Below are 16,783 nucleotides of genomic sequence, written 5' to 3'. Positions count from 1 at the left end.
CTTTTATTGGATCAGATATGTTTTTGCCCGCTCAAAATTGCATTCGCGATGATCAAGTCCTCTGGGGTTGTTAATTTTATATTTGTATAATCGCCCAATACGATAGAAACCGGCCGGCCTGCTCGTTCAATAAGGCTGGCATCATCTGTCCCAAGATAATTTTCCTTGTTCGCTTGGTGATGAGCATCAAGAATAATCGGCAAAATAAAGGCCTGCGGGGTTTGGATTGACACTAAGGTTGATCGCTCCACCGTTTCAACAACCACTCCGTTCTGCACCCGCTTGATTGTATCCTTTACCGGCACTCCTAAAGTAGCGGCTCCCGTTTCCTTTGCTTTATGTACTAAATCTTCTATCTTTTCATGCGATATAAAAGGTCGCGCTCCATCATGTACAAGGACAAGCTCGCCTTCATCAACAGCCTGTAAACCATTATATACACTGTATTGCCTTTCACTTCCACCTGATACGAGCGATTTCACTTTTTTAATATGATAGTGTTTAAGTAACCGAAGAAAATCATCTCTCTCCTGTTCATTTATAACCAGGATAATTCCTGAGCAAAATGGATGACTGTCAAATACTCTTAACGTATGAATGATAATGGGGGCATGATTAAGCTTAATAAACTGCTTATTTTTACCAGCATTCATCCGTTTGCCTTGTCCAGCAGCTGGTATAACGACTTGATAGTTCATTATGTTTACTCCTTCAAAAAAAACAATATACCACCATCATAAAAGATTAATCTATATATGTAAAACAGCCCATGAAACATTAATCAATTAATGTTTCACGGGCTTAATAATAAAAGCGCAAGGCGCTTAGCATTCGGCTACAAGCATAAGGCGAATAGGAATAGAAGGTGTTCTTTACCTTCCATTCCTATTTGACTAGACCCTAGAGTCAGTCAAAAACTAGGGCGTCCTCATCTCTTGACTGCACTTGCACGTCCAATGCTTTGGAGCTAGGCAAAAAAACTAAGTAGAAAAAGGTTAAATATGTTCTACTTATTATCATTTACAATGCCTTTTCTAACAATTTGGGCTTTGCAAAAATCATTCTACCGGCAGACGTTTGAAGAACACTTGTAACAAGAACATCAATATGTTTTCCAATATAGTTCCGACCATCTTCAACCACAATCATTGTACCGTCATCTAAATAAGCAATACCTTGATTATGTTCTTTTCCATCCTTGATGACTTGAACATTCATTTCTTCCCCCGGCAGTACTACAGGCTTAACGGCATTTGCTAAATCATTGATGTTGAGAACATGTACTTTTTGCAGTTCACAAACTTTATTTAAGTTAAAATCGTTTGTGACAACGACACCTGAAGTTAATTTTGCAAGCTTAACCAGCTTGCTATCAACCTCTTGAATATCCTCAAAGTCACCTTCATAAATCTCAACATTAATCGCAAGCTCTTTTTGAATTCGGTTAAGAATATCAAGTCCTCTGCGACCTCTGTTGCGTTTTAAGACATCTGATGAGTCAGCAATATGCTGAAGCTCCTCCAAAACAAATTGGGGAATCACAATCGTTCCTTCTAAAAAGCCTGTTTGACATATGTCTGCGATTCTTCCATCAATTATGACACTTGTATCGAGAATCTTTAGCTTTTTATCTTCTGTTTCACCTTCTTCTTCCGTTGTTCCTTTTTTCTTTCCTATTCGATTCGGTACGGAAAAGAGATTAATTAGTTCATCTCTTTTCTTGAAACCTACTTGGAATCCTAAATAACCAAGCAACAGCGTAAGAAAGATTGGTATGATTGTATTAAACACTTGGTATTGGATATCTTTTAAAGGAATAACAATAAGAAAAGCAACTATAAGACCAAAGATTAATCCTAAACTACCAAATAAAACATCTGTAACAGGAGCTTTCACAACAGCCTCTTCTAAAACTTTAATCCAATTTACAACGTAATCTACTAACCAAAATGTTGCCACAAAAAAGACGATTGCACCTAATACGGCTAAAGTATAAGGCGTATTAATAAAAGGTATGTCCTGCATATTTAATAACTCGAGTAGTTCTGGCATGAAGAAGATCCCTAACATACCACCTATACTCAAGAATAACAGTTGAATTATGCGTTTTATTAACATACCTTCACCTCCTTTTTACGATATAACTACTTTATCTTACTTCTAGAACTTGTGAAATAAAAAATTAAAAATGTAAATAGATTGATACAAGCCTGTAATTTTTCAAACAATATGGGAAAAAACGTATCAAAAGTATGAATAATTTGATGAAGTTTGGCCGTTTGCTTTGTCCTTATTTGCTCATACAAAGACACGTAAAAATCAATTTTAATATACCCTAAATTCAAGAAATTAAAACCATAAATTTGGAAATTCATTAAATATTCTTATATGTGTGCCTATCAATTAACAACTGATCCTGAAGTCTTTTTAACCCTTCTATAATTTTTTTTGCCCTCACCTCCCCGATTCCATCTACCTCATCTAATTGTTCTACGTTTGCCCGCAAAATAAGTTTCAAGTTTTTATAGGTTGTCACTAAATTTTCAATAATGATCCCTGGAAGCCTAGGAATTTTATTTAATAATCGATACCCTCTCGGCATAACCGGGCTGTCTATATTCGTAAATGAGGTGTACCCAAGCAATTTCAAAAGATCTGAATCCTCCAAAAGCTCAAAGCTGGAAAGATCCTGAAGCTGCTTAATAATTTTAAATGGATCGACGGCTTTGTCATTGGCATAATCTTTTATTAACAGTGCCGCTTCTTCCTCTGATCCCGAAAGGAGCTCTGCAAGCTGCAGCCTGATAAGATGCCCTTCAGCTCCAAGCTCATTTACATAGTCGTTAATTTCATCTTTTATCCGCAAAACCATTTCAAATCGATGCAGCACCTGTAAAACCTCTTTAAAGGTGACAAGCTCTTCAAGCTCTAATGCCCCTAATGTAGCAATTGATTGGTCAAGAACCAGTTTATACTTTTCCAGCGTTTGAATTGCCTGATTCGCCTTCGTTAAAATCACACCAATTTCTCTAAGCGCATACCTAAGTTCACCATGGTAGAGAGTAATGACATTTCTTCTTTGAGAAATTGCAATCACCAAATTGCCTGTTTGTTTTGCCACTCTTTCTGCGGTTCGATGACGCATTCCCGTTTCCGAAGAATAAATCGACGGATCGGGAACAAGCTGAGCATTTGCAAACAAAATTTTATTACCAGTATCACTTAAGACAATGGCTCCGTCCATTTTAGCCAGTTCATACAAGTGTGCTGAGGAGAATGGACATTGGATGAAAAATCCACCATCAATGATTTCCTTGACCTTCTCATTGTGACCAACAACAATTAATCCGCCCGTCTTCGCACGTAAAACATTTTCAATCCCTTCTCTAATTGGTGTACCTGGTGCAACAAATTGTAAGATTTCATTTAGCGTTTTTTCACCTGATAAATTCCCTACCTCTGTCATCCTCTATCCTCCTAACGTTTTATGGAGAGCCTCTGCTACATTTTTAACCCCAATAATCTCAATCTCATCAGGAGGGCTCCATCCACTTATATTAGCCTCTGGGATGATTGCTCTTTTAAACCCCAGCTTAGCAGCTTCCATGACTCTTTGTTCGATCCTGGAAACTCTGCGTACTTCCCCTGTCAATCCAACTTCTCCGATAATAACATCGGTTGGTTTTGGCGGGATATCCTTAAAGCTGGATGCAATGCTTACAGCAACTGCTAAATCTATTGCAGGTTCATCAAGCTTCACACCTCCTGCAACCTTTAAATAAGCATCTTGATTTTGCAGGAGCAAACCAACACGTTTCTCTAAAACTGCCATTAATAATGGCACCCGGTTATGGTCAATTCCTGTAGCCATTCTTCTTGGATTCCCAAAGCTGGTAGGTGAGATTAATGCTTGAATCTCAACTAAGACAGGTCTTGTACCTTCCATTGAGGCAACAACTGTTGAACCAGCCGCACCTTTAGACCGCTCTTCTAAAAAGATTTCTGAAGGATTTTGTACCTCTTCTAAACCTGATTCTTTCATCTCAAATATTCCCATTTCATTCGTTGAACCAAAGCGGTTTTTTACAGCACGCAATATGCGGTATGTATGATGTCTTTCCCCCTCAAAATAAAGAACCGTATCCACCATATGCTCTAATAATCTTGGTCCTGCAATCGATCCTTCCTTTGTTACATGACCAACAATAAAAATCGCAATTCCTTTTGTTTTTGCAATTCTCATCAGCTCTGCTGTCGATTCTCTGACTTGAGAAACACTGCCAGGAGCAGAGGTTATTTCACTATGGTATACCGTTTGGATCGAATCAACGACAACAAACGATGGGTTCGTTTCTTCTATCGCTCTTGAAATAAAACTTAAATCTGTTTCAGATAATACTAAAAGCTTATTAGATTTTACTCCTAATCGGTCAGCTCTCAGTTTTGTTTGTTTAACTGATTCTTCGCCAGAAATATATAAGACATCATTTCCACTTTCAGCTAATTGTGAGGACACTTGCAGCAAAAGTGTCGATTTACCAATCCCGGGGTCGCCGCCAATTAATACAAGTGATCCTCTGACAATACCGCTTCCTAATACACGGTTAAATTCTTTTAAATTTGTATAAATCCTTGGTTCTTGGGTTGTTTCAATATTTGTAATTGGGGAGGGTTTTTGTACAGTTTGATTGGAATGAGCAAAAACTGCCTTGCGAGGTGAGGCAGACTTTAAAACTTCCTCTGTCATTGTATTCCATTCACCACAGCCTGGGCACTTGCCCATCCATTTAGGTGATTCGTACCCACATGATTGACAAATAAACTTTACCTTTGTTTTAGCCATAAAACGATCCTCTCTTATTAGATTACCAAGTAGTCGAACTAATTATGAGTCATATCCCTAATTATAGAACGGAAAGAGGATTTCGAGGAGCATTTTGTTAGGTATGAAGCGTTAGCTTTTATTTACATTTTTTTACACAAGATGCAAATTAGAGCAGATTTCTGTCGAATTCTTGATGAATAAAGAAAGTGAGGCACACGTATCGCGGTATGCCTCAGCTTCCAATCAACCCATATTATATAACTTCTTCCTTTTCGGCTGTTTTGACAACAAATTCGCCATTCTCGACATCTAAGATAATTTTTTGACCTTTATCAATCGTGCCCTTTAATAATTCTTCTGATAGGCGATCTTCTACATTTTTCTGAATAGCACGGCGCAACGGTCTTGCACCATATTCAAGATCAATTCCTTCTTCTGCAATTTTCTCCTTCGCAGACTCCGTTAATTCTAATGAAAGATCTTGTTCCTTCAAGCGTTTTGTTAGTTGATCAGACATAAGTGAAACAATTTCTTTTAAGTGCTTCTTCTCTAGTGAGTGGAAGACAATAATTTCGTCAATACGATTAATGAACTCTGGACGGAATGCGCGTTTTAACTCATTCATTACCTTGTCTTTCATATCTTTGTAATTTTGAGTTTCATCTTGAACATTAAAGCCCACATATTTATTACGCTTCAGTTCACTTGCCCCAACATTTGATGTCATAATTAAAATCGTATTTCTAAAATCAACCGTGCGGCCTTTCGAATCTGTTAGTCTTCCATCCTCTAACACTTGAAGCAAGATATTAAATACATCAGGGTGAGCCTTCTCGATTTCATCTAACAGAACGACAGAATAAGGCTTTCTTCTTACTTTTTCCGTTAATTGTCCGCCTTCCTCATAACCTACATATCCTGGAGGTGAACCAACTAAACGTGAAGTGGAATGCTTTTCCATGTACTCTGACATGTCAATGCGAATCATCGCATCTTCATCACCAAAAATTGATTCAGCCAACGCCCTTGCAAGCTCCGTTTTCCCCACACCTGTTGGCCCTAAGAAAATAAATGAACCAATTGGACGTTTCGGATCCTTTAACCCTGCTCTTGCACGGCGAACCGCTTTTGCCACGGCTACCACTGCTTCCTCTTGTCCGATAACTCTTGAATGTAAAATGTTTTCCATATTTAATAATTTATCGGTCTCTGTTTGCGCTAATCTTGACACTGGAACACCAGTCCAGCTTGATACAACCATGGCAATATCTTCAACAGTGACTTCTGTATTTTCCTGTCCTTGTTTTTCCTTCCACGTTTTTTTAGTTTCTTCCAGTTGTTCACGCAATTTTTGCTCGGTATCGCGTAAAGATGCTGCTTTTTCAAACTCTTGGCTTTGAACAGAAGCATCTTTTTCTTTTCGGATTTCATCAAGCTTTTGCTCAAGCTCTTTTAAGTTCGGCGGTGTTGTAAATGAACGCAGTCTGACTTTAGAACCTGCTTCATCAATTAAATCAATGGCTTTATCAGGCAAGAAACGGTCTGAAATGTAGCGATCAGATAATTTAACTGCTGCATCAATGGCTTCATCAGTGATAGAAACTCTGTGATGTGCTTCATAACGGTCACGCAAACCTTTAAGAATTTGAATACTTTCATCCACTGTCGGCTCATCCACTTGAATTGGTTGGAATCGTCGTTCTAAGGCAGCATCTTTTTCGATGTATTTTCGATATTCATCAAGTGTTGTTGCCCCAATACACTGTAATTCTCCTCTTGCCAATGACGGCTTTAAGATATTAGATGCATCGATTGCACCCTCAGCTCCACCGGCACCAATTAGTGTATGCAGCTCATCTATAAATAGAATGATATTTCCAGCCTGACGAATTTCATCCATCACTTTTTTAAGACGATCTTCGAATTCACCGCGGTATTTTGTACCGGCTACTACTGTACCCATATCGAGTGTCATAACACGCTTATCACGTAAAATTTCCGGAACTTCATTTTGAACGATTTGTTGTGCTAAGCCTTCAGCAATTGCAGTTTTACCGACTCCAGGCTCACCAATTAAAACAGGATTATTTTTTGTACGGCGGCTTAATACTTCAATAACACGCTGAATTTCCTTGCTTCTTCCAATAACAGGATCCAAACTGCCTTCTCTGGCAATGGCTGTTAAATCTCTTGCAAGACTATCCAATGTTGGAGTATTTGCATTTGCCATACTTCCGCCTTGGTGGTTTGAAGACGTTTCATTGCTGCCTAATAACTGAAGAACCTGTTGTCTTGCTTTATTCAAGCTTACTCCTAAGTTATTAAGCACACGTGCTGCTACTCCTTCACCTTCACGGATAAGGCCTAATAGAATGTGCTCTGTACCTACATAGGAATGGCCTAACTTTCTCGCCTCATCCATCGATAGCTCAATGACTTTTTTAGCCCTAGGCGTGTAGTGAATGGTTTGAGAAGCATCTTGGCCTCTGCCAATTAACCCTTCAACCTCTTTCTGGATCTTATCTGGTCCAAGTCCTAATGCCAATAGAGCCTTCGCCGCAATTCCTTCCCCTTCGCTTACAAGTCCGAGAAGAATGTGTTCTGTTCCGATATTGTTATGACCTAAACGAACTGCTTCCTCTTGTGCTAAAGCAAGTACCTTTTGAGCGCGTTCTGTAAATCTTCCAAACATCATGATTCATCATCCTCCATCCGTTTATTACTTGCCATTTCTAGATTCAGCCTCTCTCTAATCAATGCAGCTCGGCGAATATCCCTTTCATTTGGTCGTAATGGCCCGCCAAAGTATTGTTGCAAAAATCCAGGCTGGGTTAAAATCATCAGTTCATTGAGAATAGTGCGGGATAAGTCTTTTATAATTCCTAAATCAATTCCCAATCTAACATCAGATAAACACTTGGCTGTCTCATTGGATTCAATAATTCGACTGTATACCAATGTTCCTAATGATCGGTAAACCCTGTCTTCCAGCTGATGTTGTGAGGAGTTGTATAAATCCTCTCTGGTAGACCTTTCTTGTGTAATTAATTGCTGAACAACACTTATCAAGTCCTCGACAATGTCTTTTTCAGTTTTGCCTAATGTGATTTGGTTGGAAATCTGAAAAATGTTGCCTACAGCTTCACTGCCCTCACCATATATTCCTCTTACAACCAACCCAAGCTGATTAATGGCCGGAATAATTCGATTAATTTTCTGAGTAAGAACTAAAGCCGGTAGATGCATCATAACCGATGCTCTTAAACCAGTCCCTACATTTGTCGGGCAGCTTGTTAAATAGCCTCTATTTTCATCAAAAGCATAATCAACTTCTTGTTCAATCAAATCATCTAACATGTTGGCCATATCCAATGCTTCTTTAAGCTGAAATCCCGGGAATAAACATTGTATGCGAATATGATCCTCTTCGTTTAGCATGATGCTAACTTCTTCGTTTTCAGATAATAAGCATCCTCCGTAAATAGAGTTTTCTGCTAGGTTAGGGCTTATCAAATGCTTTTCCACTAAGACTCTTTTTTGGATGGGCTGCATATCATTCATCTTCAACAGCTCTAAATGACCGATTTTTTGAAAGGTTTTATTTGCATATGTTTTCTCGAAGAAATTTAGAACACTTTGTGCTTCTTCATTTGTAGAAAGTGTCGGAAACTTATACTGCTCCATATTACGAGCTAATCGTATACGGCTGCTTAACACAATATCTGAATCCGGCCCCTCTTGGCTCATCCAAGCACTCATTGCTTTATTCATGAAGTTTTGGAGTGACATAATCATGATCCCTCCTCATAAAGGCCGCTTAATTGTTTTTCAAGGGTTCTAATTTGATCTCTAACCATAGCAGCTTGCTCAAACTCTTCCTGGACAATTAAGTGGTGAATTTTATTTTTCAAATCCTCTATTTGCTTTCGTATATGAATGTCTCCACCGATGCGTTTCGGGATTTTACCAGAGTGGGCTGTATTCCCGCCATGAACACGTCGAAGGATAGGTGTTATATAGTTTTTAAACGTATGATAGCAATTTGAACAGCCTAATCTGCCAACCTTTTTAAATTGCTGAAAGGTCATTTTGCATCGGCTGCACTGAGGAACATCATTTGATGCAAATACATTCTTTTCCTCTGACTTTATGTTTCCAGATTCCATATTTAGCAAACCAGTTAATAAATTATTTAAAGAAAATCCAGGATTAACATTGAACATAAAGAATTCACTATTTTCTTTTGCACAATGCTCACATATATGGACTTCCGTTTTTTCACCATTAATCACTTTTGTAAAGTGAAACGTTGCCGGTCTTTCATTACACTCCTGGCAAATCATCCGTCTCCCCTACTTTCACTTATATTTCAACGAAGTTAACATGGCCTTAACCATTCTTGCCCTAAGCTCATCCCTGTGAGGGAGGTCAATATATAACACTGAACGGTCAATGACACTTAACATTAATTTCGCTTCACGTGCAGAAATTACCTCTTCACTAACAAGTCGACCTATAATGTCTTCAGCAGCGGCCTGTGAAAGGCGATGATCAATTAAGTGTAAGATTTGGTCGAGCAGCTGTGCGTGATTATTTGTTCGAACTTTAATGATTCGAATATAACCGCCTCCGCCACGTTTACTTTCTACAATATAGCCTCTTTCAATCGTAAATCGTGTATTGATAACGTAGTTAATCTGCGAAGGTACACATTGAAATCTATCAGCAATTTCACTTCGTTTAATCTCAACTATTTCTTTCCCGCTACTATCCAGTACCTTTTTTAAGTACTGTTCAATAATGTCTGAAATATTCCTCACTCAACCTCCCCCTCACTGACTTTGACTATATTTGACTTTAATTCAACTATAAAACGAACAGAAAAATTTTTCAACTTTTCTGTTTCATTTTAAATATTGCCAAATTAAGTGAAGGTAAAACCTATTTAAAAGATTTTTTCAATCTCAGGATAGTCCAGTAATAGCTTTTCTAAATCAGTATGAAGAACCGATGAGATATCAATTTCTAATTGATAATAAAATACGACATTTCCCTCCTTATCCCTTCTACAATTTGTCATAATAATTTTATTTGTTGAGATCTCATATGATGATAGTTTTTCAGTTAATTGTTCAATTGTAATGCTGCTCTTGCCTGAATGGAGGGCTACTTTCATTTTGTTCCTTGCTTTATTGACATTCATATATTTTTCTATTCGATTCAAAAATATTAAGCACATTAAAACAATAATTGTAGTAAATAATGCTAAAACATACATACCTGCACCAATCACAAGTCCTAAACCAGCAACAATCCAAATGGAAGCAGCCGTTGTTAATCCTCTTACAGTTGCTCCTTTAACCAAGATTGTACCGCCACCTAAGAAACCTATACCGCTAATAACATAGGAGGGAATTCTTGCTGGATCAAAACGAATATTTTGATTGTTATCTATATAATCTTTGAAACCATAAAGTGAAAGAATCATCATTAAACAAGAGCCTATACCCACTAATAAATGGGTACGAAATCCTGCTGGATGATTATTAAATTCACGCTCCAACCCAATTACCCCACAAAAAACAGCTGCAATAAAGATACGTGCAAACATTATATATGTATCGTGACCTAAGAAATCGAGCATCCCCATTTTTTCTCCTTTTGATTTAGCTAATTATGTGATCTTACTATATGTATACTCAAATGATTGTCTTCAACCACAATTATTGAAAAATATTAAAGGAATATTGTAAAAAGAGAGCATAAAGGAATAAGTTTATATGACTATTACTGGAGATTTTTTAACAACAAAAAAGACCAGTATCTCTACTGATCTTTTTATCCTCTTACCTGGCAACGTCCTACTCTCACAGGGGGAGACCCCCAACTACCATCGGCGCTGAAGAGCTTAACTTCCGTGTTCGGCATGGGAACGGGTGTGACCTCTTCGCTATCGCCACCAGATATATTTTGATGTCGTTTTATAAGCGACAAATACTATTATATTAAGTTTTTGTAAAAAATCAAGATATTTTTTACGTTTATTTTTGAAGAAATGTTCCTTCAAAACTAGATAACGATTATACAATTCAATTACTGAGCTTACGCTTTTCCAAATAGGTTAAGTCCTCGATCGATTAGTATCAGTCAGCTCCACACGTCACCGCGCTTCCACCTCTGACCTATCAACCTGATCATCTTTCAGGGATCTTACGTTACAAAGTAACAGGGAAATCTCATCTTGAGGGGGGCTTCATGCTTAGATGCTTTCAGCACTTATCCCTTCCGCACATAGCTACCCAGCTATGCCTTTGGCAAGACAACTGGTACACCAGCGGTGCGTCCATCCCGGTCCTCTCGTACTAAGGACAGCTCCTCTCAAATTTCCTGCGCCCACGACGGATAGGGACCGAACTGTCTCACGACGTTCTGAACCCAGCTCGCGTACCGCTTTAATGGGCGAACAGCCCAACCCTTGGGACCGACTACAGCCCCAGGATGCGATGAGCCGACATCGAGGTGCCAAACCTCCCCGTCGATGTGGACTCTTGGGGGAGATAAGCCTGTTATCCCCGGGGTAGCTTTTATCCGTTGAGCGATGGCCCTTCCATGCGGAACCACCGGATCACTAAGCCCGACTTTCGTCCCTGCTCGACTTGTAGGTCTCGCAGTCAAGCTCCCTTGTGCCTTTACACTCTGCGAATGATTTCCAACCATTCTGAGGGAACCTTTGGGCGCCTCCGTTACATTTTAGGAGGCGACCGCCCCAGTCAAACTGCCCACCTGACACTGTCTCCCGGCCCGATAAGGGCCGCGGGTTAGAATTTCAATACAGCCAGGGTAGTATCCCACCGACGCCTCCACCGAAGCTGGCGCTCCGGCTTCTCAGGCTCCTACCTATCCTGTACAAGCTGTACCAAAATTCAATATCAGGCTACAGTAAAGCTCCACGGGGTCTTTCCGTCCTGTCGCGGGTAACCTGCATCTTCACAGGTACTATAATTTCACCGAGTCTCTCGTTGAGACAGTGCCCAGATCGTTACGCCTTTCGTGCGGGTCGGAACTTACCCGACAAGGAATTTCGCTACCTTAGGACCGTTATAGTTACGGCCGCCGTTTACTGGGGCTTCAGTTCAAAGCTTCGCTTGCGCTAACCTCTCCCCTTAACCTTCCAGCACCGGGCAGGCGTCAGCCCCTATACTTCGCCTTGCGGCTTCGCAGAGACCTGTGTTTTTGCTAAACAGTCGCCTGGGCCTATTCACTGCGGCTTTTCCGGGCTATTCACCCTAAAAAGCACCCCTTCTCCCGAAGTTACGGGGTCATTTTGCCGAGTTCCTTAACGAGAGTTCTCTCGCTCACCTTAGGATTCTCTCCTCGCCTACCTGTGTCGGTTTGCGGTACGGGCACCTCACACCTCGCTAGAGGCTTTTCTTGGCAGTGTGGAATCAGGAACTTCGGTACTATAGTTCCCTCGCCATCACAGCTCAGCTTATGTGACAACGGGATTTGCCTCGTTGTCAGCCTAACTGCTTGGACGCGCTAATCCAACAGCGCGCTTACCCTATCCTTCTGCGTCCCCCCATTGCTCAAACGGTGAGGAGGTGGTACAGGAATTTCAACCTGTTGGCCATCGCCTACGCCTTTCGGCCTCGGCTTAGGTCCCGACTAACCCTGAGCGGACGAGCCTTCCTCAGGAAACCTTAGGCATTCGGTGGAGGGGATTCTCACCCCTCTTTCGCTACTCATACCGGCATTCTCACTTCTAAGCGCTCCACTAGTCCTTACGGTCTAGCTTCACAGCCCTTAGAACGCTCTCCTACCACTGTTCTAAAAGAACAGTCCACAGCTTCGGTGATACGTTTAGCCCCGGTACATTTTCGGCGCAGAGTCACTCGACCAGTGAGCTATTACGCACTCTTTAAATGGTGGCTGCTTCTAAGCCAACATCCTGGTTGTCTAAGCAACTCCACATCCTTTTCCACTTAACGTATACTTTGGGACCTTAGCTGGTGGTCTGGGCTGTTTCCCTCTTGACTACGGATCTTATCACTCGCAGTCTGACTCCTGAACATAAGTCTTTGGCATTCGGAGTTTGACTGAATTCGGTAACCCGATGGGGGCCCCTAGTCCAATCAGTGCTCTACCTCCAAGACTCTTAATTCAAGGCTAGCCCTAAAGCTATTTCGGAGAGAACCAGCTATCTCCAAGTTCGATTGGAATTTCTCCGCTACCCACACCTCATCCCCGCACTTTTCAACGTGCGTGGGTTCGGGCCTCCATTCAGTGTTACCTGAACTTCACCCTGGACATGGGTAGATCACCTGGTTTCGGGTCTACGACCACGTACTCATTCGCCCTATTTAAGACTCGCTTTCGCTGCGGCTCCGTCTCTTCAACTTAACCTTGCACGGGATCGTAACTCGCCGGTTCATTCTACAAAAGGCACGCCATTACCCATTAACGGGCTTTGACTACTTGTAGGCACACGGTTTCAGGATCTCTTTCACTCCCCTTCCGGGGTGCTTTTCACCTTTCCCTCACGGTACTGGTTCACTATCGGTCACTAGGGAGTATTTAGCCTTGGGAGATGGTCCTCCCTGCTTCCGACGGGATTTCACGTGTCCCGCCGTACTCAGGATCCACTCTGGAGGGAACGAAGTTTCAACTACAGGGTTGTTACCTTCTATGACGGGCCTTTCCAGACCGCTTCATTTACCCCGTTCCTTTGTAACTCCTAATAGAGTGTCCTACAACCCCAAGAGGCAAGCCTCTTGGTTTGGGCTTCTTCCGTTTCGCTCGCCGCTACTCAGGAAATCGCGTTTGCTTTCTCTTCCTCCGGGTACTTAGATGTTTCAGTTCCCCGGGTCTGCCTTCATTACCCTATGGATTCAGGTAAAGATACTGTTCCATTACGAACAGTGGGTTTCCCCATTCGGAAATCTCCGGATCAAAGCTTACTTACAGCTCCCCGAAGCATATCGGTGTTAGTACCGTCCTTCATCGGCTCCTAGTGCCAAGGCATCCACCGTGCGCCCTTAACAACTTAACCTTTGACATCGAAGATGTCATTTACTAATTATTAAGAGAATCACTAAAAATAAGCGTTTAAACTCAGTGAATTACTTGAATTGTTATCGTTATCTAGTTTTCAAGGAACATAAAGCACAGGATGCACAAATGCTATAAGCATTTAAACTCCTATGTCTTTTTCTTACATATAATGAAAGATCGTAAATGATCTCTCAAAACTAAACAAAAACCAAGCGAGCCTCATTTTCCTTAGAAAGGAGGTGATCCAGCCGCACCTTCCGATACGGCTACCTTGTTACGACTTCACCCCAATCATCTGTCCCACCTTAGGCGGCTGGCTCCTTGCGGTTACCCCACCGACTTCGGGTGTTACAAACTCTCGTGGTGTGACGGGCGGTGTGTACAAGGCCCGGGAACGTATTCACCGCGGCATGCTGATCCGCGATTACTAGCGATTCCGGCTTCATGCAGGCGAGTTGCAGCCTGCAATCCGAACTGAGAATGGTTTTATGGGATTGGCTTGACCTCGCGGTCTTGCAGCCCTTTGTACCATCCATTGTAGCACGTGTGTAGCCCAGGTCATAAGGGGCATGATGATTTGACGTCATCCCCACCTTCCTCCGGTTTGTCACCGGCAGTCACCTTAGAGTGCCCAACTGAATGCTGGCAACTAAGATCAAGGGTTGCGCTCGTTGCGGGACTTAACCCAACATCTCACGACACGAGCTGACGACAACCATGCACCACCTGTCACTTCGTCCCCCGAAGGGGAACCTTCTATCTCTAGAAGTAGCGAAGGATGTCAAGACCTGGTAAGGTTCTTCGCGTTGCTTCGAATTAAACCACATGCTCCACCGCTTGTGCGGGCCCCCGTCAATTCCTTTGAGTTTCAGTCTTGCGACCGTACTCCCCAGGCGGAGTGCTTAATGCGTTTGCTGCAGCACTAAAGGGCGGAAACCCTCTAACACTTAGCACTCATCGTTTACGGCGTGGACTACCAGGGTATCTAATCCTGTTCGCTCCCCACGCTTTCGCGCCTCAGCGTCAGTTACAGACCAGAGAGTCGCCTTCGCCACTGGTGTTCCTCCACATCTCTACGCATTTCACCGCTACACGTGGAATTCCACTCTCCTCTTCTGCACTCAAGTTCCCCAGTTTCCAATGACCCTCCACGGTTGAGCCGTGGGCTTTCACATCAGACTTAAGAAACCGCCTGCGCGCGCTTTACGCCCAATAATTCCGGACAACGCTTGCCACCTACGTATTACCGCGGCTGCTGGCACGTAGTTAGCCGTGGCTTTCTGGTTAGGTACCGTCAAGGTACCGCCCTATTTGAACGGTACTTGTTCTTCCCTAACAACAGAGCTTTACGACCCGAAGGCCTTCTTCGCTCACGCGGCGTTGCTCCGTCAGACTTTCGTCCATTGCGGAAGATTCCCTACTGCTGCCTCCCGTAGGAGTCTGGGCCGTGTCTCAGTCCCAGTGTGGCCGATCACCCTCTCAGGTCGGCTACGCATCGTTGCCTTGGTGAGCCGTTACCTCACCAACTAGCTAATGCGCCGCGGGTCCATCTGTAAGTGGTAGCAAAAGCCACCTTTCAATTTCGAACCATGCGGTTCGAAATGTTATCCGGTATTAGCTCCGGTTTCCCGGAGTTATCCCAATCTTACAGGCAGGTTACCCACGTGTTACTCACCCGTCCGCCGCTAATCTTCGGGAGCAAGCTCCCTCAGATTCGCTCGACTTGCATGTATTAGGCACGCCGCCAGCGTTCGTCCTGAGCCAGGATCAAACTCTCCAATAAAGAGTTGATATAGCTCATAATAAATGTACTATTTTAGTACGTTGTTTGTTAATCGAAATTAACGTTGGCACGCTTGGTTTTGTTTAGTTTTCAAAGACCATTTTTTAATGACAACTAAATTAGAATACCCAATCCATATTGTGTTGTCAAGATTTTTTTTGGTGGAGCCTAGCGGGATCGAACCGCTGACCTCCTGCGTGCAAAGCAGGCGCTCTCCCAGCTGAGCTAAGGCCCCATAAGCATTATAGAAATGGTCGGGAAGACAGGATTCGAACCTGCGACCCCTTGGTCCCAAACCAAGTGCTCTACCAAGCTGAGCTACTTCCCGAAATAATTATCAGATATGGGATGTGAGAGGTCAGAGATTCCAAAGCATTATCTTAAATATAAAGCTTTCAATCTCAGTTCTGACTTCCTAATTCTCACTTCAAAATATATGGCGCGCCCGAGAGGAGTCGAACCCCTAACCTTTTGATCCGTAGTCAAACGCTCTATCCAATTGAGCTACGGGCGCAAGTCTAACTGGTGCCGAGGACCGGAATCGAACCGGTACGGTAGTCACCTACCGCAGGATTTTAAGTCCTGTGCGTCTGCCAGTTCCGCCACCCCGGCATTTCTAAAGAGCGGAAGACGGGATTCGAACCCGCGACCCCCACCTTGGCAAGGTGGTGTTCTACCACTGAACTACTTCCGCATTATTTAACTGGTGCGGGTGAAGGGACTTGAACCCCCACGTCACAAGGACACTAGATCCTAAGTCTAGCGCGTCTGCCAATTCCGCCACACCCGCACGGTGTGTAAAATGGTGAGCCATGAAGGACTCGAACCTTCGACCCTCTGATTAAAAGTCAGATGCTCTACCAACTGAGCTAATGGCTCATTTTTAAATGAGTAGTACTATTATGTTTAACGCTTGTTACTGACGCCCAAATCTCAGAATGATTTTTCAAGGAGCAGCTCGATTTGTGCGCTGATGTTTCGCTTCGCAGCTTATTCGTTCGTGCTCTACCAACTGAGCTAATGGCTCTTATTTATTGAAACAATAAGTGGTGCCGGCGAGAGGACTTGAACCCCCAACCTACTGATTACAAGTCAGTTGCTCTACCAATTGAGCTACACCGGCG

Annotated in this window: 9 protein-coding genes, 8 tRNA genes and 3 rRNA genes; all 20 read right to left on the bottom strand. The window is 42.5% G+C overall.

Annotated features, from left to right (window positions below; all coding sequences use genetic code 11):
- Window positions 1-11: 11 nt before the first annotated feature.
- Entirely contained in the window at window positions 12-698 is a 687-nt protein-coding gene (gene ispD, locus ACSVDH_RS00595) for a 2-C-methyl-D-erythritol 4-phosphate cytidylyltransferase (RefSeq protein ID WP_439253600.1), read from the bottom strand.
- Between the two features lie 322 nt (window positions 699-1,020).
- The gene (locus ACSVDH_RS00590; RefSeq protein ID WP_299092155.1) at window positions 1,021-2,118 is read right to left on the bottom strand and encodes a PIN/TRAM domain-containing protein; all 1,098 of its coding nucleotides are present in this window, start codon (window positions 2,116-2,118) and stop codon (window positions 1,021-1,023) included.
- Between the two features lie 256 nt (window positions 2,119-2,374).
- Window positions 2,375-3,466 (bottom strand): DNA integrity scanning diadenylate cyclase DisA, encoded by a 1,092-nt coding sequence (disA, locus tag ACSVDH_RS00585; protein ID WP_299092156.1) that lies wholly within the window; start codon window positions 3,464-3,466, stop codon window positions 2,375-2,377.
- 3 nt (window positions 3,467-3,469) lie between these two features.
- Window positions 3,470-4,843 (bottom strand): DNA repair protein RadA, encoded by a 1,374-nt coding sequence (radA, locus tag ACSVDH_RS00580; RefSeq protein ID WP_439253598.1) that lies wholly within the window; start codon window positions 4,841-4,843, stop codon window positions 3,470-3,472.
- A 235-nt stretch (window positions 4,844-5,078) separates the two neighbouring features.
- The gene (gene clpC / locus ACSVDH_RS00575) at window positions 5,079-7,520 is read right to left on the bottom strand and encodes an ATP-dependent protease ATP-binding subunit ClpC (RefSeq protein WP_439253597.1); all 2,442 of its coding nucleotides are present in this window, start codon (window positions 7,518-7,520) and stop codon (window positions 5,079-5,081) included.
- Window positions 7,517-8,614, bottom strand: a complete 1,098-nt coding sequence (mcsB, locus tag ACSVDH_RS00570; RefSeq protein WP_299092176.1) for a protein-arginine kinase McsB — start codon at window positions 8,612-8,614, stop codon at window positions 7,517-7,519. The genes clpC and mcsB overlap by 4 nt, the downstream gene beginning before the upstream one ends.
- 2 nt (window positions 8,615-8,616) lie before the next feature.
- The gene (gene mcsA, locus ACSVDH_RS00565; RefSeq protein ID WP_439253595.1) at window positions 8,617-9,168 is read right to left on the bottom strand and encodes a protein-arginine kinase activator protein McsA; all 552 of its coding nucleotides are present in this window, start codon (window positions 9,166-9,168) and stop codon (window positions 8,617-8,619) included.
- Window positions 9,169-9,183: 15 nt separating this feature from the next.
- Window positions 9,184-9,645 (bottom strand): CtsR family transcriptional regulator, encoded by a 462-nt coding sequence (locus tag ACSVDH_RS00560; protein WP_299092178.1) that lies wholly within the window; start codon window positions 9,643-9,645, stop codon window positions 9,184-9,186.
- A gap of 125 nt (window positions 9,646-9,770) precedes the next feature.
- A complete protein-coding gene (locus ACSVDH_RS00555; RefSeq protein WP_299092179.1) occupies window positions 9,771-10,475 on the bottom strand; it encodes an MgtC/SapB family protein in 705 nt (234 codons plus the stop codon).
- 198 nt (window positions 10,476-10,673) lie between these two features.
- Window positions 10,674-10,789: ribosomal RNA gene (rrf, locus tag ACSVDH_RS00550) — 5S ribosomal RNA — on the bottom strand.
- Window positions 10,790-10,942: 153 nt separating this feature from the next.
- A 23S ribosomal RNA gene (locus ACSVDH_RS00545) occupies window positions 10,943-13,874 on the bottom strand.
- A 234-nt stretch (window positions 13,875-14,108) separates the two neighbouring features.
- Window positions 14,109-15,659: ribosomal RNA gene (locus ACSVDH_RS00540) — 16S ribosomal RNA — on the bottom strand.
- Together the 16S, 23S and 5S rRNA genes with 8 tRNA genes alongside form the textbook arrangement of a ribosomal RNA operon.
- Before the next feature lie 159 nt (window positions 15,660-15,818).
- Window positions 15,819-15,894: transfer RNA gene (locus ACSVDH_RS00535), tRNA-Ala, on the bottom strand.
- 16 nt (window positions 15,895-15,910) lie between these two features.
- Window positions 15,911-15,987 (bottom strand) — tRNA-Pro (locus ACSVDH_RS00530).
- A 109-nt stretch (window positions 15,988-16,096) separates the two neighbouring features.
- Window positions 16,097-16,173: transfer RNA gene (locus tag ACSVDH_RS00525), tRNA-Arg, on the bottom strand.
- Window positions 16,174-16,182: 9 nt separating this feature from the next.
- A tRNA-Leu gene (locus tag ACSVDH_RS00520) sits at window positions 16,183-16,271 on the bottom strand.
- 10 nt (window positions 16,272-16,281) lie between these two features.
- Window positions 16,282-16,353: transfer RNA gene (locus tag ACSVDH_RS00515), tRNA-Gly, on the bottom strand.
- Between the two features lie 10 nt (window positions 16,354-16,363).
- Window positions 16,364-16,449 (bottom strand) — tRNA-Leu (locus tag ACSVDH_RS00510).
- A 13-nt stretch (window positions 16,450-16,462) separates the two neighbouring features.
- Window positions 16,463-16,538 (bottom strand) — tRNA-Lys (locus tag ACSVDH_RS00505).
- Window positions 16,539-16,706: 168 nt separating this feature from the next.
- Window positions 16,707-16,782, bottom strand: a tRNA-Thr gene (locus ACSVDH_RS00500).
- Window position 16,783 lies beyond the last annotated feature (1 nt).

It is taken from the genome of Metabacillus sp. Hm71, assembly GCF_051842955.2.
Classification (GTDB): domain Bacteria; phylum Bacillota; class Bacilli; order Bacillales; family Bacillaceae; genus Metabacillus.
This window is presented reverse-complemented; position numbering and strand designations above follow the sequence as displayed.